Below are 20453 nucleotides of genomic sequence, written 5' to 3'. Positions count from 1 at the left end.
TTCGCGTTTTCGCTACTGAATGCGCACAACGCGGTAGCCCGCTTCTTGCAGCAGGTTGATCACGCTACCTTCGCCGATCAGGTGACCAGCACCAACGATCACCAGCGCCTCGCTGTTGTCGGCTAGCATGGTCTCGAGCTTTGGCAACCAGTTGCGGTTGCGCGCATAGATCAGCCGTTCCACGAACGCACCACTATAGGCGCCTGTCTCTGCCACAAAAAGATCGGCCAATCGCTCTGGCGTGCCTGCAGCCCAGTTAGAAACCATCTTGTCGAGGACCTTAGCCATGCCGCCGACTTCGTTCAGCGTGGCTTCGAATAGAGCAATTTGTTCGTCGTCTGGTGCAGCCGCAAGAACATCAAGCTGCTCGGCGCCGGTTTCCAAATACACCTGCTTTTCGGCCGGCAGTTCCGGCTGCAGGATGTATTCAACGCCCTCGAAGGTGTAGCCGATGGCTGCTGTTGCGCCGGTGGTAATAGTCAGCGCCGCGAACCACGGCCGCATCGCTAGGAGGCTCCCCACTGGTAGACTCAGGTCCGCTGCCACATCACGGAGCTTGCGCTCGGTCTCGCTGTTGATGGAATCGGTAAGGAGGCGCCCGTCTGTGTAGATGCCGCGGGCGAATGCTTCCGCCCCAATGGCCATCATGGCTGCTGGCCGCACATCCGCTTCAAAAACAACAGCTTCCGCCTGGGCCAGCGTGTCATCGAACAAGGGTGTGCGCCATTCGACGGATTCAGGCAGCACATGAAATGATCCAAACAGCCAGAGGGCGCTATCGCCATCGCGCACTTCCCACATCGCAGGAGCGGCGATCGACGGCGTTGTCGCCAAAGCGCAAATTAGTAGGCTAACTAAACAAAGAGCTGGTGAGCGCATATCGGATCTCCTCCGACCCAATCTGCACCAAAAGGTTCAACTTTCCAAAGCTATGGAGTTCAAGCAAGCAAAGGAGGAAGCAAGAGAGATCGTTCGCTGAGCTTTATCAGTGCGTCCAGGGTGTCTTCCGATCGGCCCGAAAATTGTCAGTATAGCTCTGGCGCTTCGGCGTCGGCTCGTGTGCCGGCTGCACGGTATATGCGATGCCATACCTCTGGGCATAGGCTTCTGCTGCTTCCAGCGAGTCGAATGACAGTTTGATCTGCTGGCGCATGTCGCCCGACCCGGTATAGCCCATCAAGGGCTCGATGTCGCGGGGGGCTGCAGGTTCGTGGACCAAGACCCAGTTCTTGGACTTGCCTTTGCCCGATTGCATGGCGTTGCGGGCAGGGCGATAGATCCGGGCGGTCATGCAAAAACCTCGACACGATGCGCTACGCAGCAAACTGTGATGGTCGGAGTACAAAGATTCGAACTTTGGACCCCCGGTTCCCAAAACCGGTGCTCTACCAGGCTGAGCTACACTCCGAGATCACAGGCGCTTCGTTAGCGCGTCCCGCTACAAAGGGCAAGTGCACTCTGGAAGGATTTATGTTGATGAACCAAGATTGCAGCGAAGCCATTGCCCAACCGTTGCCTTCGGACGTCAACGTGCCCGGGCATAACGCTCCAAAGCATCCGCCAGATCCGATTTAAGGTCATCCATGCCCTCGAAGCCTATGTGTAGGCGGAACAAATTGCCTTCCTCCGTCCACGGCTTCGCCGTCCGGTTCTTGCTCAGCTTTACGGGCAGGCACAGGCTCTCGTACCCGCCCCAGGAATAACCCATGGTGAAAACACGCAAGTGATCCAGGAAAGCTGCAATCGATTCGCGTGGCGCGGGCTCCAGAACGACGCCGAAGAGACTTCCCGAACCCTTGAAGTCACGCTTGAACAAATGATGGTCGGGATGGCTGGGAAGGGCAGGGTGCAGCACCCTGCGCACAAGTGGCTGCTGTTCGAGCCAGCTTGCCATGGCGACGCTGCGCTCATTATGCTCCTTGATCCGGATGGCCAGCGTTCGAAGTCCACGCGCCACAAGAAAGGCGTCATCACCCGAGGTGAAAAAGCCCAGGGCTGCGCGGTTGGCTTCCACATCCGCCCACGCCTCCTCCGTTGCTGAGATCGTACCCGCAAAGGCATCGGAGTGGCCCACAAACATCTTGGTCCCAGCATGCACCACAAGGTCAGCCCCAAGGGCGATCGGCTGCAAAAACAAAGGGCTTGCCCAGCTATTGTCGACGATCAGTCGGGCGCCCCCAGCATGGGCAGCGGCTGCGAGGGCCGGAATATCCTGTACCTCGAAAGTGAGCGAGCCAGGGCTTTCCGCCAAAACAGCGCGCGTATTCGGCAGCATCAAGTCGGCAAGCCCTGCGCCGATGCGCGGATCATAATACCGAACGCTGATGCCCATGCGCGCCAGGAACTTGTTGGCAAAGACACGCCCTGGTTCATAAGCGCTGTCTGAGATCAGCAGGTCGTCGCCGCTCTGCAGGCATGACATGAGAGCCACCGTTATCGCAGCAAGCCCAGAGGGCAGGAGCCGCGTGCGATAGGCGCCCTCTAATTGTGTGACGATGGTCTCCACGCTCTCGGTCGTCGGGTTGCCCGCGCGCCCATAAAGGTAGCGCTGTTGCTGCGCCTCCAGATCATCCAGCGTTTTGAACAGCACGGTGGAGCCACGATAAACCGGCGTATTGACGAATCCGAACTGCTCCTCGGGTGTCCGCCCACCGTGGGTCAGTATGGTTTCGATCGAAGGCCCCGACGTGCTGCTTTTCTCGTCATTCATATTAGGCTCTCTGCTTAATTTCACATCAAGATGTCCGGCATGGCTAAATAAACGACAGCTTTGCTGTCCCAAGCCGCCAACGCCCTTGACGCGCGGTTTAATTGACGCTTGCATGCTTAGCAGCATCATTACCGTCAAACAAAGACGGAGGTGCCACCGGGGACGAGGGCAAAGCCTTATGAGCTTCGGGACACATGGTCAGGAAACAAGAAGGCAATATCAATGAAAAAAATGCTCGTAACCTTCGCAGCAGCGGCCTCTCTCGGCCTTGTTGCGACGGCTGCACAGGCAGCAACACTCGACGACGTAAAGGCTAAGGACTACGTACAGTGCGGTGTTACCGGCGGTGTTGCCGGCTTCTCCGCGCCCGACGCCAATAACGTTTGGACCGGTCTGGAGGTAGATTTCTGTCGCGCAGTCGCTGCCGCCATCTTCAACGATGCTGGCAAGGTCCGCTACACGCCGCTGACCAGCCAGGAGCGCTTCGCAGCACTGTCCGCTGGTGAAATCGACATCCTGTCCCGCACCACCACTTGGACAATGAGCCGCGATACCGACCTAGGTATCAGCTTCATCGGCACGATGTACTACGATGGCCAGGGCTTCATGGTCCGCAAGGCGGACGAGATCGCCTCTGCCCTTGACCTGTCTGGCGCCGCTATCTGCATTGAATCTGGCACGACGACCGAGCTCAACGCCGCTGACTATTTCGCCGCCAACGGCCTCGAGTTCAACACGGTCGTTTTCGTTGATCAGGACGAAGTTGTTAAGGCCTATGAAGACGGCCGCTGCGACGTCTACACCACCGACGCTTCGGCTCTGGCTGCAGAGCGTTCCAAGTTCGCAGTTCCAGACGATCACATCATCCTGCCCGAGATCATCTCCAAGGAGCCCCTTGGTCCCGTGGTTCGCCAGGGCGACGATCAGTGGTTCAAGATCAACCGCTGGGTCTACAATGCCCTTCTGGAGGCTGAAGAGCTTGGCGTAACCTCGGCTAACGTCGACGAAATGCTCGGCTCCGACAATCCTGCCGTCAAGCGTCTGCTGGGCGTGGAAGGCGATTTCGGCACGCCGATTGGTCTCACCAAGGACTGGGCATACCAGATCATCAAGCACGTCGGTAACTACGGCGAATCGTTTGAGCGCAACGTTGGTCCCTCCACCCCGATTGGCCTGGAGCGTGGCCTGAACGCCTTGTGGAGCAATGGCGGCCTGCAGTACGCGCCGCCGATCCGCTAACACCTTCGTTCAAAAGCCGGCGCTCCTCCAAAAGGAGCGCCGGTTTTGGTTGAGGTGGACAAAACACAGGGGCAGCAACCGGCTGCTCTTCAATGGCTAAGCTGGCGCGCGCGACGCGGCGTACCGCCTGTGAAGCATTGATGGCTCCGGTTCGCATTTAAGGAACGCATGCCCAATGGCAGTGCAAGACAACATGGGCGCAAGAGCCCCAAGGGCATCCCTGCTTAACGATCCCGTAATTCGAGGCATCGTTTATCAGGTGTTGGTGGCTGGTGCCGTCGTCGCGTTTATTAGCTGGATCGTGCTGAACACGGCTCAGAATTTGGCCGCGCAAAACAAGACAACAGGCTTTGATTTCCTGTTCCGCACAGCCGGTTTCGACATCAGCTTCACGCTGTTCCCATGGAGCCGCACGTCGCTTTATTGGGAAGCGTTCTTGGCGGGCCTGCTGAACACATTGCTGGTCGCCGCTATCGGCATCTTTTTCGCGACCCTTCTTGGTTTCACCCTTGGTATTGCGCGCCTGTCTTCCAATTGGCTCATCGCGCGGGTCGCCACAGTCTATATCGAGACCATCCGCAACCTGCCGCTGCTGCTGCAGCTGTTCTTTTGGTACTTCGCAGTGCTGAAGGCGATGCCGGCAGTACGCCAATCGTTCGAACTGCCACTCGACATTTTCATCAACCAGCGCGGATTGATGGTGCCGCGGCCTATGCCTGACCATGAGTTTACCTGGGTCCTGGTTGCCATTGGATTTTCGGTCATCGCCACCATTGCCGTTGGAATCTGGGCCACGCGGGTCCGCACCGCGACTGGTCGCTATCCTTCTGCCGTGGTGTTGGCCTCCAAGGTCGCCGATGCGATTGTAAGCTTCCTGGTTGCGCTCCTGGCCTTCACCCTGCTAGGCAACATGATCTCCGGCGTGTCTGGTGCTGTAATTTTCGGTGCTGCCATCTTGGTGGCCATTCTATCTGTAACGCGCCTTGCGCCGTTTTCTCGCGCAGCCGTCGCCTTTGTGTTCGGCCTGACCATTCTCTACGCACTGCTCACAGCAATGTTCCCGGATGTGCCGCCATTGTTGGTGGCTGCCGGGTCAGCTTTGGCGGGTCTTGCCATGGCCTGGATTTCCTTTGAGCGCACAGCCGAGCGCCCGCCCAGCGAGGGACGTTTTCCTCTGCCGCTCCTCGTATTGATTGCCGTCGGCATTCCGGCTTTCGTATATTGGGCAACAGGAGCGCAACTCGCCTTTGAAGTGCCGGTTCTTGAGCGCTTCAACTTTCGCGGTGGCGTCCAGCTGCCGCCGGAGCTGGTGGCCCTGGTCTTTGGCCTAACCGTTTATACGGCAGCCTTTATCGGGGAAAATGTGCGTGGCGGCATTCGCGCTGTAAGCCATGGCCAGACCGAAGCCGCACAGTCGCTTGGTCTTAAGGAAGGTGACCGCCTGCGGCTCGTGATTATTCCTCAGGCCATGCGCGTGATTGTGCCACCCTTGACCAGCCAATACCTAAACCTCACCAAGAACTCGTCTCTTGGTGCAGCAATCGGCTATCCAGAGCTGGTGAATGTGTTCACCGGCACCACGCTCAACCAAACGGGCAAGGCAATCGAGGTCATTGCGCTGACGATGGCAGTTTATCTGACCTTCTCCCTGCTCACCTCAGCCTTCATGAACTGGTACAACGGCCGCGTGGCCCTGGTGGAGCGGTAGAGCCATGACAACAGATACCGCTTTTATTCGCAACGAGTTCGTACCCGCCAAGCCGGCGCCCGGCAGAACGGACGGGCCGATCGTCTGGCTGCGCAAGAATCTTTTTGCCACGCCAACGGACGCCGTTCTGACCATCCTTGGGATCCTTTTCCTCCTTTGGGCCATCCCGCCCCTCTACAACTTCATTGTGGGGCATGCCGTATTTCCCGGCGGCACGGTTGAGGAGTGTCGCGCCGAGGGGGCGGGGGCCTGTTGGGCTTATATCGCAGCGCGCTTCAACTTCTTCATCTATGGCTTCTACCCGATAGATCAGTACTGGCGGCCCAACATCGTCTTTGCTCTGGGGGCTGCCCTCATCCTTCCCCTGTTGGTGCCGTCCGCCCCGTTCAAGCGCATCAATGCGGCTCTGTTCTTCGTGGTCTTCCCGCTCGTCAGCTTCTATCTGCTGAATGGGGGCGTGTTTGGCCTGCGCCAAGTGCCAACCGAGCAATGGGGCGGCCTCATGGTCACGCTGATCATTGCGCTGGTGGGTATCATTTGCTCTATTCCCCTTGGAATATTGCTTGCCCTGGGACGGCAGTCCAATCTGCCGATCATCAAGACCTTGTGCGTCATGTTCATCGAACTATGGCGCGCCGTGCCTTTGATAACCGTGCTGTTTATGGCCTCGATCATGCTTCCGCTGTTCATGCCTACAGGCACGAATGTTGACAAGCTCCTGCGCGCCCTGGTTGGCGTTACGCTCTTCTCCTCGGCCTATCTGGCTGAAACGGTGCGTGGTGGCCTGCAAGCCTTGCCTCGGGGGCAATATGAAGCTGGCGCTTCGCTCGGGCTGGGGTACTGGCAACGCACCTATTTCATCATCCTGCCACAGGCTATCAAGCACGTCATTCCAGGCATCGTGAACAATTTCATCGCCTTGTTCAAAGATACCTCGCTCGTGTCCATCGTCGGCATCTTCGATCTGCTCAATACCGTGCAGGCTGCCAGCTCCGACATAAATTGGGCATCTCCGACCCAGGCGGTGACGGGCTACGTCTTTGCGGGCTTCATGTTCTGGATTTTCTGTTTTGCCATGTCCCGCTACTCCCTTTGGATGGAGCGGCGTCTGGACACGGGGCACAAGAGGTAAGTTATGAGTCAAATGAGCGAAACCACGGCCGAGACACCTACGCGCCATTCCGGCATGCAAATTTCCAAGACCGATGTCGCCATCGACGTAATCGGTATGCACAAATGGTACGGCGATTTTCACGTGCTGCGCGACATCAATCTGCGGGTCATGCGGGGCGAGCGCATCGTCATTGCCGGTCCCTCAGGCTCCGGAAAATCCACTCTGATCAGGTGCGTTAATCGCCTCGAAGAGCATCAGGAGGGGCAAATCATAGTCAACGGAACCGAGTTGACGGCCGATCTCAAGCGTATCGACGAAGTCCGCCGCGAAGTGGGCATGGTATTCCAGCACTTCAACCTGTTCCCACATCTAACGATCCTGCAGAACCTGACCTTGGCGCCCATCTGGGTACGCGGCATCCCCAAGGCTGAAGCCGAAGCGACCGCGATGCACTATCTTGAGCGCGTGAAAATTCCCGAACAGGCCAACAAGTTCCCCGGCCAATTGTCCGGCGGGCAGCAGCAGCGCGTAGCTATCGCTCGCTCACTTTGCATGCAGCCGCGCATCATGCTGTTCGACGAACCGACGTCGGCCCTGGACCCCGAGATGGTCAAGGAAGTGCTCGAAGTTATGATCAGCCTTGCCGAGGAAGGCATGACCATGATCTGCGTGACCCACGAAATGGGCTTTGCCCGCCAAGTGGCCAACCGCGTGATCTTCATGGATCAGGGCCAGATCGTCGAGCAAAATGATCCCGACAACTTCTTCTCCAATCCCCAGCATGAGCGCACCAAGCTGTTCCTCAGCCAGATCCTGCACTGAAACGGCCTCGTTCTGCCCCGCCAGCGGCGCACACAATGCTTTGCCTTGACCCTGTAGCCACGCTGTCCAATATGGCGCGGCTAACGGGATGATTGCTGATTGATTTTGAAACGGACAGTGCTGGATCGCCTTGCTGCGATCATTGCGATTGTGCTGGCTCTCGCCGTGCCAGCAATGGCGCAGTCGACTTTGGAGACTGTGCGCGAACGTGGCTTCCTGATCTGTGGCGCGTCGGATCCAACGCCAGGCTTCGCGCAACAGGATGCTGACGGGCGCTGGGTTGGCTTCGACGTCGATTTCTGCCGCGCCCTCGCCGCCGCTGCGTTGGGCGATCCGAATCTCATCGAGTTTCGCTCACTTCGCGGGGAAACGCGCTTTGCCCCACTGCAAACCGGGATGGTCGACGTTCTGACGCGCAGTGGCCCGTGGACCGAACGTCGCGACACACTCTATGGCGCCACCTATGTCGGCACTGCCTTCTTTGACGGGCAGTCCTTCCTGGTCCCGCAGTCACTCGGCATGGTTTCGGCCTTCGAACTCGAGGACATCAGCGTCTGCGTGCTCGACGCTGGCGAAGAGCTGGAACGCATCCAGGAATTCTTCTTCGCCAATCAGGCTCTCTACACCGAAGTGCCATATGAAGAGGTCAGCGATCTTTCCGTGGCCTATCAGAATGGCCTTTGCCAAGTCGTTTCAGCATCGGGCCGGAACCTGCAGGCTATTCGCCGGGGGCTGCCCGATCCCAATGCTCACCGTATCCTGCCCGAGCGCATCTCCAAGGAACTGCTCGGTCCCTTGGTTCGGGAAGGCGATCAGCAATGGTTCAGCATCGTGCGCTGGACCTTGTTTGCCCTGATCAACGCGGAAGAAGTTGGCGTAACCTCGCTCAACATCGAATCGCTCTCTGCCTCGCGGAATCCGGCGATCAGGCGCATCCTGGGGGTAGAAGGCGACTTCGGCTCTCCCCTTGGCCTAAAGCGCAGCTTCATGGCTGATGCAATCCGTGCAGCCGGCAATTATGCCGAGCTCTATGATCGGCACTTCGGTCCACAAACCGGGGCGGCTCTGTTACGTGGGCAAAATGCCCTTTGGACGAATGGCGGGCTGCTCTATGCGCCGCCCGTGCGCTGATGAGGCCAACAGCGCCTGATTAGTCCGCAAGCAGCAAGTTCACTCGCCTATTCTGCTTGCCCTTGTTCTCGATCTTGCCAAGGGCCAGCCTACCGATTTCGCTGGTCTTACGCACATGCGTGCCGCCGCATGGCTGCAGATCTACCGAGCCGATGCGGATCAGCCGTACGCGATCTTGCCCCATAGGCGGCCGTACGTTCATGGTCTTGATCAGATCGGGATTGAGCTGCATCTGCTCGTCGGTGATCCATTCTTCCGTAACAGGATGCGCGTCAGTCACCATGCTGTTTAGCATCGCCTGGAGCGCTTCGGGATCACCAGGCGCCTCCGGCATGCTGAAATCCAGTCGCCCCTTGCCATCACCAATGGAGCCGCCGGTAACCGGAAAGGGAAGGACCACTGAAAGCAGGTGAAGCGCTGTGTGCATGCGCATCAGCCTATAGCGCCGCTCCCAATCTACACGCACGACCACCTGCTCACCGACACGCACCGAAGCCGACCCAGGACTTGGCACATGAACGATCTGCGTCTTGTCGCCACCGGGATGCACACTGTCGACGATCGAGATGATTGATCCATTTGCTAGCTCAATCTCACCCATATCGCCCGGCTGTCCGCCCGATGCAGCATACAGCACGGTTCGATCCAGCACCAATCCGCCATCCTCTGTCACAGCCGTCACGATGGCTGGACTTGCTTGGAGATAGCTGTCTTGGCGAAACAGGAAGTCGGTCATGGCGCAGGTCTCATAGCAGGGGCGAAAATAGGCGCGCGGCCTGTGTCAGGAAGCGCATGGGCAACGCGCGTTGTTTGACTTCATCGGCGCCCACTTGTCGGCACATCTTGAAATCGTCCACCAACATAGCTTCCACGCCATCAATGGTCTTCTTGTCGGTGAACCAGAGCGTGATTTCGAAATTGATGGCGAATGAGCGGTTGTCGAAATTGACGCTGCCAATAGTGGCAATTTGATCGTCCATAAGAACGACCTTCTGGTGCAGGAAGCCATCGACGTAGCGGTACACATCGACATTGTGCTCAACCATGCTGTCCGCATGGGCAATGCTGGCGAGCCAGACTATCATATGGTCCGGCCGATCCGGCAACATGATGCGCACGTCCACGCCGCGCAGCTTGGCGGCAAACAGCGCCGTGCGGATATCTGTATCAGGAACAAAATAGGGGCTGACGATCCAGAGCCGCTCTCGTGCCCGCCCGATGATGTCGGTAAAGGCGATGGCGCATTCCTCGAGTTTATCTGCCGGGCCGCTACCCATCACCAGAACGGACTGATCCCCCGGGGTAGCTACCGTCTCCGGCGGAGTTGCCGGCAGCGTTTCGCCCGTGGCCCATTCCCAGTCCTCACGGAACAACAGGGCACAGCTGAGGGTCGCGGGCCCTGAAATACGAACATGAGTATCACGCCAGCGACCATATTTCGGATCTGCGCCGAGATATTCCATGCCTACATTGTGCCCGCCTACCCAGGCGTGCTCGCCATCCACCACGACGATCTTGCGGTGATTGCGATAGTTGATCCGAGTGGGTCCATAGACGCGCAGGAATTTGTGGCGCTGGTTGAACCCGGCAACCTTTACTCCCGCATCGCGCAATTGCTTTCGGTAGCGCTTGGGCATGCCCGTGCTGCCGACATCATCATAAAGCAGATAGACCTGGACGCCCGCATTGGCCCGCTCGATCAGGCGCTCGGCCAGCTCCTTGCCCAGGGCGTCGTCGCGCACGATATAGAACTGCACCAGCAAATAGCGTTTCGCCTGGGCTATGCCTTCGAAGATGGAGTCGAAGGTCGCCTGCCCATCAACAAGGATCTCCACCTCGTTGCCGTTCAAAAACGGCACTTCTGAAACCTTGACCTGGACCGGCCAGAGATGGCTGGTCTCACGGTCGATCAGCGCCAGGTCCTTGGCCCTGAGGGGGCGCGCCGCTCGGCCGTTGCGGATTCGGTCGGTTGCATAGTCGTCGAACGCTTTCCAGCCGAAGATGAGGTACAGGAAGGCGGTGGGAAAAGGAAGCAAGGCGAGCGAAAGCAACCACGCGATAGACCCTTGCGACGTTCGCGAAATCATGATTTCGCGCACCGCACACACGGCCGCAAGCAAGTAGACCAGACCCGTCAGCGCGGCCAGCACGCTGAAGTCTGCGATCACAGTCTCAAGGATATCGCTTATGCCGATCAATGCTTTGGCCTCGTTGGACAGGCGCGCACCATATCAGGCCGCGGCCGTGTCACAATGGCCTCGAAAGCGTTCGGCTTAGCTTGCCTCGGCTTCGATCACGCTGGAAATATCGAGCGGCGAACGATTCTCCATCCAACGTGGTGTTGGCAGACCCTTGGCCCGGAGAAACTCCGGATTATAGATCTTGCTGGCATAGCGATTGCCATAGTCGCACAGGATGGTGACGATGGTTTTGCCCGGACCCATTTCTTGTGCCATGCGGACCGCACCTGCGATATTGATGGCGCTCGAGCCGCCCAGGCACAGGCCTTCATGCTCCAGCAGGTCGAAGATATAGGGCAGGGCCTCAGCGTCGGAGATCTGGTAGGGGTGATCGATCGTCAACCCTTCAAGGTTCGCTGTTATGCGGCCTTGCCCGATGCCCTCGGTGATGGAATCGCCGGACGATTTCAGCTCGCCATTTGCATAGAAATTGTAGAGCGCTGCCCCTTCCGGATCGGCCAGGCCGATCTTCACGTCCGCGCTGCGCGCCCGCAGGGCCTCGGCCACGCCAGCCAGCGTTCCTCCTGAACCAACGGCGCAGATAAAGCCATCGATCCGGCCATTGGTTTGCTGCCAGATTTCAGGTCCTGTGGTTTCCACATGCGCGCGCCTGTTGGACACATTGTCGAACTGGTTCGCCCAGATGGCGCCGCCGGGCAGTTCCTGGTTGAGCTTTTCCGCCAGGCGGCCAGAGATCTTGATGTAGTTGTTTGGATTTCGGTAGGGCCTGGCTGGAACCTCGATCAGTTCGGCTCCATAAAGGCGCAAGGCGTCCTTTTTCTCCTGGCTCTGGGTTTCGGGAATGACGATCACCGACTTGAACCCAAGAGCATTGGCCACCAGCGTCAGCCCGATGCCCGTATTGCCAGCCGTACCCTCAACAATGGTGCCACCTGGCTTCAGGGCGCCCGATTTCACAGCGTCATGGATGATGAAAAGCGCCGCGCGGTCTTTCACCGACTGGCCAGGATTTAGAAACTCCGCCTTGCCCCAGATCTCGCAGCCCGTAAGTTCGGAGACGCGATTGAGCCGGATCAGCGGCGTATTGCCGATGGCGGACAGGAGATCTTGGTGCTTTGACATGGATCATTCTTTTTATTCGGAGAGAGTGTGAACCTAGGTGCCACAGATGCTGTCAGCAAGCCTCAACCGGCTAGTCAGGCACACCATTTCTCCGTGGCCGCTGCCAAAGCAAACCTACTGCGCTGCTCAGGGCACCGGAGAATATGATTCCCCAAGGCGATTTGTCCTATTCAATTACCTCAGCCAGATTTTCCAGCGCGGCGCTCCAGGCTTCCATGGAGAAAATGCGTGATTCCGGATCGGCATGGGCGAGCCCACGCTCGGTGAGGGTAATCTGCGTGCGATCATCCAGAGCCTTGAACAAGATCTCCAGAACGAAAATCAGATCGTCCTCATCGGTTTCCTGGTCCTTGTGCACCCAGGACATGACGAGCTTCTGATTCTCAACGAACTGCAGGATTTCTCCGCTGACCGTATGATCTTCAGCATCCTCTTCATCGCCGAAGGTGGTGAACCGGTATTCCCCGCCCTCGAACGCGTCGAGTTCGGCTTCGTCGGCCTGCCATTGCTCGATCAAGGCAGGATCGGTCCAAGCGGCAAACACATCATCGACATGCGCGTTGATGGTTCGCGTGAGGGTGATCTGGCTTTCGCCATCAAGTCCGGTGCCGTCGCTCATGCTGGCTCCTCAAAGGTTGGGTGCAATTCACGTGCCCGGGGCAGGAAGATGGTCAGAAAGCCCAGGAACGGCAGCAACGCAGTCAAATTGAAAACATAGACAATGCCGGTGATGTCGGCCAGCGCCCCGATCACCGCTGCGCCAATCGCCCCGATGCCGAACGCAAAGCCGAACACGAAGCCGGCGATCATGCCCACTTTGCCGGGCACTAGCTCCTGCGCATAAACCACAATGGCAGAGAATGCGGAGGATAGAATTAAGCCGACGGCGATGCTCACGATAGCGGTGCCGGTCAGGTTCATGTGTGGCAGCAGCAGCGTGAAGGGCAGAGCCCCGACGATGGACACCCAGATCACTGTCAGGCGGCCGAACCGGTCTCCCACCGGCCCACCGATGAAGGTGCCAGCGGCGATCGCTCCGAGAAACAGGAACAGGTAAAGCTGAGCTTCCTGGGCAGTCAGCCCGAACTTCTCGATCAGGAAGAAGCTATAATAGCTCGTGATGGAGGAGATATAGACGTATTTGCTGAGCAGCAGTGCCCCAATCACCAGAAAGGCGATGGTCAGCCGCTTGCGCGACAAGATCTGCTGCGCCGCCTTGATCACCGGCTTTCCAGAATGGGCCCGCTGATGAGCCGCATACCACCGCCCGACCGCGGACAGAATGACCAGCGCAGTCACCGCAACGATGGCGAACCAGGCAGAGCTTCCTTGGCCACGCGGCAACAGGAAATAGGCAGCAGCCAACGGCCCGATCGACGTGCCAAGATTGCCACCCACCTGGAACAGCGATTGCGCGAACCCCAGTCGTCCGCCAGAAGCCAATCGCGCAACGCGCGAAGCTTCAGGGTGGAAAATGGCCGAGCCCACGCCGCCTACCATTGCCGCCAGCACCAACAAGCCAAAACTGTTCGCTGTCGCGAGCAAGGTAACACCGACGACGGCGAAGACCATCGAAATGGCCAGCGCATAAGGCTTGGGCTTGCGATCGGTATAAAAACCAACCACCGGCTGCAGGATCGACGCGGTCATCTGCTGCGCCAGCGTGATCAACCCGATCTGCACATAGTCGAGCCCATAGGCCTCTTTGAGCAGCGGATAGAGTGCCGGCAGGAGGAACTGCATCAAATCGTTGATCAGGTGCGAAGCACTGACAGCCAGAATGATGACGAGCGAAGTGCGTTGCACGGCTGGGGCAGCCTTGCTGGATACCGTATCCATCAGGGGGAAATCCGAAAAACTGGAAACAGCCGCACCCCTAACCCGCAAGCCTTGCCGAAGCAAGGGCAGGTAAATCTTGGGGGGATTTCGGGAAAAATCCGATTGGCTCCGCGAGCTGGACTCGAACCAGCGACCATTCGATTAACAGTCGAACGCTCTACCAACTGAGCTATCGCGGAACACTTATCGGGCGCCCTCGAACCGAAGGCGAGGTCCATGTACCCAACTTGATTTGCTTTGCCAAGCCCAAAGTGGATGTCATGTGAATAACTCCTCACAAGTCCACCTGCCGCTTGGCTCTTGTTTCCATCGCAAGCAGGTCCTGCGGCGTGTTGATGTTGGCAAACGGGTCTTCCGGGAGCTCGTCCCAGGCGACTCGCTTGGCATCGAGACTCGTGAGAAGGAATTTAAGGCTGCCGATTTCTCTGGTCTGCTCAGGCAGGGCACCAATAGCCTCGAGGCGCCAGATAGCGTTCGTTGGATAAAACGCCTCATTCCAGCTCGCATAGGCAGCAGGAGCGGGGCCGAGTTCTTCTACCAACCGCTGGACGAAGTCATTGGGCAGAAAAGGCGTATCCACCGCCACTGACACCAAAGATCCTTCGATAATGCCGCGGCTTTGGAGTGCCGCAACGGCAGCAACAACACCGGCCAAAGGCCCGCCGCCGCTTCCGGCAAGATCGCTGACACCCACCCGGCCAGAAGGAAAATCCCATTCGCGACCGAGAGGACCGGTTGATATCAGCAGCGGGTGCTCCACTCCCCCGAGCACTCGAGCGACCCTTTCAATCAGCGGCACGCCGCCAACACGCAGATCCGCCTTGCGTACCCCTCCGAGCCGCCGCCCTTCGCCTCCAGCAAGAACAACAGCATGGATAGGATTCATCAGCGTGACGTGGCCTTGTCGCTGCGCAACAGCAACAAAATGGCAATGCCGCCCAGTAATCCCCAGAACGGTGCGCCGATTGCCAGCACACTGATTCCCGAAGCCGTCGTGACAAATGTGAAAACGGCAGGCAAACGCGTCTCTTCGTCGGCCAAGGCGCCCGAGAGTGCTCCGGCAAGACTGGACAATAGCGCCAAGCCTGCCACCGCCTGGATCAGCACTGGCGGCGATGCGGCAATAAAGGCTGCTGCGAGACTCGCTCCGCCTGCGAGCAGAAGGTAAACCGCGCCCGCCGAAATGGGCGCTGGCCAGCGCCTGCCCGGATCGGGATGCGCTTCCGGCCCTGCGCAAATAGCCGCCGTTATCGCAGCAAGATTGCTGGTGTGCCCGCCCAGCAATGCCGATGCTCCGCTTGCCAAGCCCGTCAGCACAAACAAGGGTCCCGGTTTTGGTTCGAAGCCATTGGCGCGCAGGACGGCGAGGCCAGGCAGGTTCTGCGATGCCATGGTCACCACATAGATCGGCAAGCCGATCCTGGTAATTGCATCCACGGTAAAGATCGGCATCACTGGAACAAATGCCGGCCAGCTGCCATCGAGCGCGCCGGCCGGCAAATGCGTGGTGAGCGCCAGCACAATGCCCGTCACCACCACAGCGATGGGCACGGCATAGCGCCGCGCAAAGCGCAGCCCCAGGACCCACGCAAGAAGGATTGGGAGCGCCAGGGCCGGCACTTCACTGACTGCTGTTATTGGCGCAAGACAAAGAGGCAGCAGCATGCCGGCCAGCATGGCGTTGGCGATAGGCGCCGGAATAGCTGCAACAAGGCGCGCCAATGGCCTGATCAGTCCGGTAAGGAGAATCAACAAGGCGGCGACGAGAAACGCGCCGGCGACGGCCGGAAAACCGCCCACCGGCTCCCCTGCCGTCAGCAGGAAAGCGGCCGCAGGCGTGGACCACGCAAAGCTCACCGGCAGCCGCACGCGCGCACTCACTGCAATATTGAGCAACCCGATTGCGATGCAAACGGTCATCAGGCCCGAACCCGCCTGCTGCGGGGAAGCTCCTGATGCTGTGAGCGCTGCCAGCACCAGCGTGAACGTACTAGCATAGCCCACCACCGCCGCCAGCGCCCCGGCCATCACCGGCTGCACATATTCCCGGCCGCTGCTGGCCTGCCCCAAAACCTGTTCAGACACTAAGATTCCTCGATAGCCGCGGCGCCCATAATGGTGGGAGTCGCTCCTGAGGGGAGAAGTACCAGAATTTGTCCGCTTCGGGATAGAAAGGCTCGCACCTCCACGAAGGCGATCTTGCACCCAGAGTGGGAGTCTACGTGCTCTAGCCCACCACAGACATTAGCCGGCTATGCTGCCCTTCGCTTGGCCAGATAAACGTGGTCACAAGCGAGGACGGTTTCGCCGCGCTGATTGATGACGCGCACCTGTTCAACGATCCGGCCATGGTCGGGGCGCTTCGGGTCGGGCTCGAGGGCGGTGATCGAGAGTTCGGTGTGGATGGTGTCGCCGATAAAGACAGGCTTGGGGAAGCGCAGGCGCTCATAGCCGTAGGAAAAGGCGAGGGGGTTGATCTCGCTGGCGGTGAGCCCGATGCCGATGGCGAAAGTCATGGTGCCGTGGGCGATGCGTTGTCCCCAAGGGGTATCCTTCATCGCCTCGGCATCCATGTGGTGGGGAAAGAAATCGCCGGTATGGCCGGCATGCACCACGAAATCGGTTTCGGTAATGGTGCGGCCATACGTCTTACGGGTTTCGCCCAGCTCGTAGTCTTCGAAATAGCGTGGGCGTTCCATCAGAAGCTCTCCGCAAAAAGGGTGTTGAGGTCTGCGACGATTTTCTCGGCGGGCTCGCGGGTCTTTAGACCGACATTGAGGCGCTGGGAAGCGGCGTCCTGGAAGGCCATGTAGCCGTCGTGGCGAGGACGAATATAACCGTGCTCCAGAGTGTGGCGGGTGTCGCGGTAGAAATTGTCGACGGGGGCGTTTACGGCTTCGTCGTCCCAGGCAATGCCGTGGCCGGGCTGGCCGCCGGCCTGGGCGTAAATGGATTTCTGCACCTCAGCAGAGGCAACCCAATAGGCGTAGTCGATTGCTGCTTCCGGATGCTTGGTGAAGGCCGATACTGCAATGCCTGTGCCGCCCACGGCTGAGCCAACCGCGCCATTCTCGCCAGCAGAAGGAATGTCGGAGAATTTGAGACGCCTGGGGCGGAAATCCTGCAGCGCATAGCTGAGATAGCCATAGCCCAGCGGCATAATGGCATAAGGGCTGTCGGGCTGCGCCATGGCTTCCGAAGCGGCGATCGGGTCCATCTCGAACTGGGTGGGATCGATGTGGTCGGTGACTGCGCGCAGGAGCGCTATGACCTGGGCGCCGACTTCCGGAGCGATCAGCGGGCCAGGGCCGGTCGTAGCGCAGGGCGTGCCGATATTGGCGGCTAGGGTGAAAAAGCTCATCAGGCCATGTGGTGGGCGCATGGGCAGGATGACGCGGCCGGCTTGCGCTAGCTCGATCACCTCGTTCCAGTTGCGGACGGGAGCGGCGAGCAAGTCCGGGCGGAAGGCTTGGACCTGCGCGGCGGCATCGATCGGGAAGGCCCATTGGCGGCTGTTCCACTGGTAGCTGAGATAGGAGCCGCCGACGCTGTGCGCGCTCATCTCAGCGCGTTCGGCGTCGCGTCCGGGCACATCAAGCGGGAGGAGGCATTGCTCCTTGGTAATCTGCCCGACATGGGGATGGTCAATGACGATAAAATCGTATTGGCGCGCCAGTTCCTCGACGGGAAAGCTCTCGAAATCCTGGAGGCTGCGCTTGTCCCAGGTGATTTCTGTGCCGGTCTTTTCTTTCCAGACGCGGGAGGTTGCGACCATTGGGTCGTAGCCGCGCGGATGGCTCCAGGTCATGCCCTTGAGGGTACGCCTCATAGGCCGAACTCCTCGCGAATGGCCGCGCTGTGCTCGCCGACAAGGGGCGCGGCGCGATTGGTGCGGGCGCGAGCGCCATTGATGCGCAGGGGCGAGCGGGTGGTTGTGATCTCTACGTCGTCTTCACGGGTTACGGTCTGCAGCAGGTCGAGGGCCTTGAAGCCTTCGCTTTCCATCAGCTCGGCCCAGCTCAGAACCTTGGCGCACCAGATGTCGGCGGGCTCAAGGATAGCGAGCCAATCCTCGGTGCTGCGGGTGGCGATCTGAGTGGCGATGATCTGCTTGATTTCGTCGCGATGGGCGAACCAGGTTTTGGGGTCGCTGAAGCGGCCAAGTTCAGGCAATTCCAAAAGGATTTCGAGCCTAGGCAGGGGCGTCATGGCGATGGCGATATGGCCGTCGCGCGTGGGGTAAACGCCGTAAGGGGCCGAGAGATAGGCGTGGGCGGAGCGGAAATTGCTACGTCTGGGTGGGCGGCGGCCGTCATTGAGATGGGTTGTGAGCACTTCAAACTGGAAATCGACCAGGACTTCCAAAAGGCTTGTCTCGATATGGGCGCCGGTGCCGGAGATGCCGCGGCGTACGAGGGCCGCGAGAATGCCTTGTGCAACGGCGGCGCCGGCCAGCATGTCAGCGATGGCGAGGCCGAAGGGGACCGGGCCCTGGTTGTCGTCGCCATTGAGCCACATCACGCCGGATCGGGCCTGGGCGAGCAGGTCCTGGCCTGGGCGGTCGACCCAGGGACCTTCGTTGCCGTAGCCGGTGATCGAGGCATAGATGATGTCGGGATTGATGGTCTTTACGGCTTCGTAGTCAAGGCCGAGCCGCGAGATGACGCCGGGGCGGAAGTTCTGCAGGACCACGTCGGCGCGCGCCAGCAAGGTCTTGAGAGCCTTTAGATCTTCGGGATTCTTGAGGTCTAGCGCCAGGCTTTCCTTGGAGCGGTTGATGGCGTGGAAAATGGTGCTGTCGCCGCCGATCTCAGTGTCGCTGAGGTAAAGGCGGCGGCTGAGATCGCCGCCATCGGGGCGCTCGATCTTGATGACGCGCGCGCCTAGATCCTGCAGGCGCAGGCTGGCATATGGGCCGGAAAGGAACTGGCACAGGTCGACTACAACAATGCCGTCAAGGAGGGGAGTATTAGTCATTTCGAAGGTCATGGCTTGCGGTCGAGGGGTGTTGCCGGCGCGGCGGCGGAGCGGAAGGCGGCTTCGGCCAGGGCCATTGTGTGCCAGGCGTCTTCAACGGAGGTGACGAGCACATCGTCTTCGCCGGCGGCGAAGCGCTGGAGGTTGCTCATGGTGCCAATAAAGGCATGGGGGAACCAGCCGCCTTGAAGATTAACCTGTTGCCATTGCTCGCCTTTGCTGGCGATCCAGAGTTCATCGGGCTCGCCTTGGGGATAGTTGAGGAGCAGGCCGAGCTTGATCATGGCGGCGCCGTCAGTGCCTTCAAAGCGGAAGGACGCGTCCTGGAATTGGCGGCCGAAATGGTGGTTGTGGTTGATCGAGAGGGTGGTACGGACACCGTCCTCGAAATCAATCAGTGCGCTGGTCCGGGTCTGGGCCAGTTCGGTCGTTGGGTGACCCATGGTGCGGGCGTGTATGCCGCTGGGATTGCCCAGGAAAGCGCGGATGAGGTCGAGATAGTGGATGGAATGAACGGCGATCTCGACGCGTGGCATGCCCTTGAGAAAAGGGAACAATTCCCAGGGAGTGACAAGGTTTAGATGGACTTCGGTGTCGATCAGCTTGCCCAGATAGCCACAGTCCATGGCGTCACGGACCGCAAGCATCATAGGGGCAAAGCGGAGCTGGAAGTTGACGGCAGCGACGAGGTTACATTCGCGGCAAAGCTTGAGAATGCCTGTGGCTTCGGCGAGGTCGCTGCCCATGGGTTTCTGCATGAGCACCGCAGAGCCTTGGGGCAATTGCGGCAGGACGGAGAGGTGGGCGGAGGGAGGCAGGGCCAGGTCATAGACCGCGCCGGGAACTGCGAGGGCCTCGGAGAGGGTCGCGTAGGCTGGGATATCCCATTTTGCCGCAATGGTTTGGGCGCGCTCGGCATTGAGGTCGTAGATGCCGGCGACAGGAAAGCCGGCGATGCGATAGGCGGGCAGATGGGCGTCGTCGACGATGCCGCCAGCGCCGATGATGACGATGGGTCTGGGTGCGCTGGGCAGAGGCCAGCTTTGCCGCAGACCGGTCAAATCGATGCTCAAGGCAGCCTCCCATGTGCCATTCTTATTTGAATAATCTTTTCACATGCGAGTGTTGGTGGCAAGAGGCCGACGCTGTGAACGCTGGCAAAGGTCGTTCTGCGTGGCTGTTTCTTGGGGATGGGGAAAGATTTTGGACCGGAGGCGTTCATGATGCCTCCGGTGGCTCTAGAATGCGCCTGGGTCAGTCGACGTGGAAAACTTCTTCCGCGCTGGCCCACCATTCGCCTTCGGCACGGCTGTCGAGGGGTCTTTGCATGGGTTTGCAGATGGCCCACCATTCCTGGGTGCGGGGGTCTTGGGCCATGCGGGCCATGTCGGCGTCATGGTCGGTGCCGACATATTCGTAGTAGCTGAACAGCAATTTCTCCGGCTCGCGCAGGAAGATGGAATAGTTGCGGACGTTGCTGGCGCGAATCTGCTTGAGCACGTCGGGCCAGACGGCGGCATGGATGCGCTTGTATTCTTCCATCTGAGCGGGATCGAGGCCAATTACCGAGCCGTAACGCTGCATGGTTTT

The 20453-nt window shown here is 59.3% G+C and carries 20 protein-coding genes and 2 tRNA genes; 5 read left to right on the top strand and 17 right to left on the bottom strand.

What is annotated here, in order from left to right:
* Positions 1-12: 12 nt before the first annotated feature.
* The 4 genes from DDE77_RS11630 to metC form a co-directional block, all read right to left on the bottom strand.
* A complete protein-coding gene (locus DDE77_RS11630; RefSeq protein WP_157959799.1) occupies positions 13-834 on the bottom strand; it encodes a TraB/GumN family protein in 822 nt (273 codons plus the stop codon).
* A 151-nt stretch (positions 835-985) separates the two neighbouring features.
* Entirely contained in the window at positions 986-1291 is a 306-nt protein-coding gene (locus DDE77_RS11625; protein ID WP_108397635.1) for an ETC complex I subunit, read from the bottom strand.
* A 40-nt stretch (positions 1292-1331) separates the two neighbouring features.
* Positions 1332-1408: transfer RNA gene (locus DDE77_RS11620), tRNA-Pro, on the bottom strand.
* A 117-nt stretch (positions 1409-1525) separates the two neighbouring features.
* Positions 1526-2710, bottom strand: coding sequence for a cystathionine beta-lyase (gene metC, locus DDE77_RS11615; protein WP_108397634.1), 1185 nt, complete (start codon positions 2708-2710; stop codon positions 1526-1528).
* A gap of 222 nt (positions 2711-2932) precedes the next feature.
* Between metC and DDE77_RS11610 the strand changes: the two genes are divergently transcribed.
* The 5 genes from DDE77_RS11610 (at position 2933) to DDE77_RS11590 (ending at position 8724) form a co-directional block, all read left to right on the top strand.
* On the top strand, positions 2933-3949 hold the full coding sequence (locus DDE77_RS11610) for an amino acid ABC transporter substrate-binding protein (RefSeq protein WP_108397633.1): 1017 nt from the start codon (positions 2933-2935) through the stop codon (positions 3947-3949).
* Between the two features lie 175 nt (positions 3950-4124).
* Entirely contained in the window at positions 4125-5657 is a 1533-nt protein-coding gene (locus DDE77_RS19920) for an amino acid ABC transporter permease (protein WP_108397632.1), read from the top strand.
* A 4-nt stretch (positions 5658-5661) separates the two neighbouring features.
* On the top strand, positions 5662-6789 hold the full coding sequence (locus DDE77_RS11600) for an amino acid ABC transporter permease (RefSeq protein WP_108397631.1): 1128 nt from the start codon (positions 5662-5664) through the stop codon (positions 6787-6789).
* A gap of 3 nt (positions 6790-6792) precedes the next feature.
* Positions 6793-7593, top strand: a complete 801-nt coding sequence (locus DDE77_RS11595; protein ID WP_281261302.1) for an amino acid ABC transporter ATP-binding protein — start codon at positions 6793-6795, stop codon at positions 7591-7593.
* Positions 7594-7692: 99 nt separating this feature from the next.
* Positions 7693-8724: a transporter substrate-binding domain-containing protein gene (locus DDE77_RS11590; protein WP_157959798.1), complete on the top strand. Its 1032-nt coding sequence runs from the start codon at positions 7693-7695 to the stop codon at positions 8722-8724.
* A 19-nt stretch (positions 8725-8743) separates the two neighbouring features.
* On the opposite strand, the gene DDE77_RS11585 is transcribed toward DDE77_RS11590, so the two are convergent.
* The 13 genes from DDE77_RS11585 to DDE77_RS11525 form a co-directional block, all read right to left on the bottom strand.
* Entirely contained in the window at positions 8744-9460 is a 717-nt protein-coding gene (locus tag DDE77_RS11585; protein ID WP_108397629.1) for an alanyl-tRNA editing protein, read from the bottom strand.
* Positions 9461-9470: 10 nt separating this feature from the next.
* Positions 9471-10922 carry a cardiolipin synthase gene (cls, locus tag DDE77_RS11580; protein ID WP_245895197.1) on the bottom strand — a complete coding sequence of 484 codons (1452 nt, stop codon included), beginning with the start codon at positions 10920-10922 and terminating at the stop codon, positions 9471-9473.
* 75 nt (positions 10923-10997) lie between these two features.
* Positions 10998-12047, bottom strand: a complete 1050-nt coding sequence (locus DDE77_RS11575) for a cysteine synthase A (protein ID WP_108397628.1) — start codon at positions 12045-12047, stop codon at positions 10998-11000.
* 166 nt (positions 12048-12213) lie between these two features.
* Positions 12214-12666 carry an SRPBCC family protein gene (locus tag DDE77_RS11570; protein WP_108397627.1) on the bottom strand — a complete coding sequence of 151 codons (453 nt, stop codon included), beginning with the start codon at positions 12664-12666 and terminating at the stop codon, positions 12214-12216.
* A complete protein-coding gene (locus DDE77_RS11565) occupies positions 12663-13886 on the bottom strand; it encodes an MFS transporter (RefSeq protein WP_108397626.1) in 1224 nt (407 codons plus the stop codon). Before DDE77_RS11565 ends, DDE77_RS11570 begins: the two co-directional genes overlap by 4 nt.
* A gap of 103 nt (positions 13887-13989) precedes the next feature.
* A tRNA-Asn gene (locus tag DDE77_RS11560) sits at positions 13990-14065 on the bottom strand.
* 95 nt (positions 14066-14160) lie between these two features.
* A complete protein-coding gene (gene mobA, locus DDE77_RS11555; RefSeq protein WP_108397625.1) occupies positions 14161-14772 on the bottom strand; it encodes a molybdenum cofactor guanylyltransferase in 612 nt (203 codons plus the stop codon).
* Positions 14772-15971, bottom strand: a complete 1200-nt coding sequence (locus DDE77_RS11550; protein ID WP_245895195.1) for a benzoate/H(+) symporter BenE family transporter — start codon at positions 15969-15971, stop codon at positions 14772-14774. Before DDE77_RS11550 ends, mobA begins: the two co-directional genes overlap by 1 nt.
* A gap of 167 nt (positions 15972-16138) precedes the next feature.
* Complete coding sequence (locus tag DDE77_RS11545; RefSeq protein ID WP_108397624.1) at positions 16139-16585, bottom strand: MaoC/PaaZ C-terminal domain-containing protein; 447 nt, start codon at positions 16583-16585, stop codon at positions 16139-16141.
* Positions 16585-17715, bottom strand: a complete 1131-nt coding sequence (locus tag DDE77_RS11540) for an extracellular solute-binding protein (RefSeq protein ID WP_108397623.1) — start codon at positions 17713-17715, stop codon at positions 16585-16587. Before DDE77_RS11540 ends, DDE77_RS11545 begins: the two co-directional genes overlap by 1 nt.
* Positions 17712-18863: a CaiB/BaiF CoA transferase family protein gene (locus tag DDE77_RS11535; protein ID WP_108397824.1), complete on the bottom strand. Its 1152-nt coding sequence runs from the start codon at positions 18861-18863 to the stop codon at positions 17712-17714. The genes DDE77_RS11540 and DDE77_RS11535 overlap by 4 nt, the downstream gene beginning before the upstream one ends.
* 8 nt (positions 18864-18871) lie before the next feature.
* On the bottom strand, positions 18872-19936 hold the full coding sequence (locus DDE77_RS11530; RefSeq protein ID WP_210204381.1) for a Gfo/Idh/MocA family protein: 1065 nt from the start codon (positions 19934-19936) through the stop codon (positions 18872-18874).
* A 181-nt stretch (positions 19937-20117) separates the two neighbouring features.
* A complete protein-coding gene (locus tag DDE77_RS11525) occupies positions 20118-20447 on the bottom strand; it encodes an L-rhamnose mutarotase (RefSeq protein WP_108397622.1) in 330 nt (109 codons plus the stop codon).
* Positions 20448-20453: the final 6 nt, after the last annotated feature.

The organism is Devosia submarina (assembly GCF_003056345.1).
Taxonomy (GTDB): domain Bacteria; phylum Pseudomonadota; class Alphaproteobacteria; order Rhizobiales; family Devosiaceae; genus Devosia; species Devosia submarina.
This window is presented reverse-complemented; position numbering and strand designations above follow the sequence as displayed.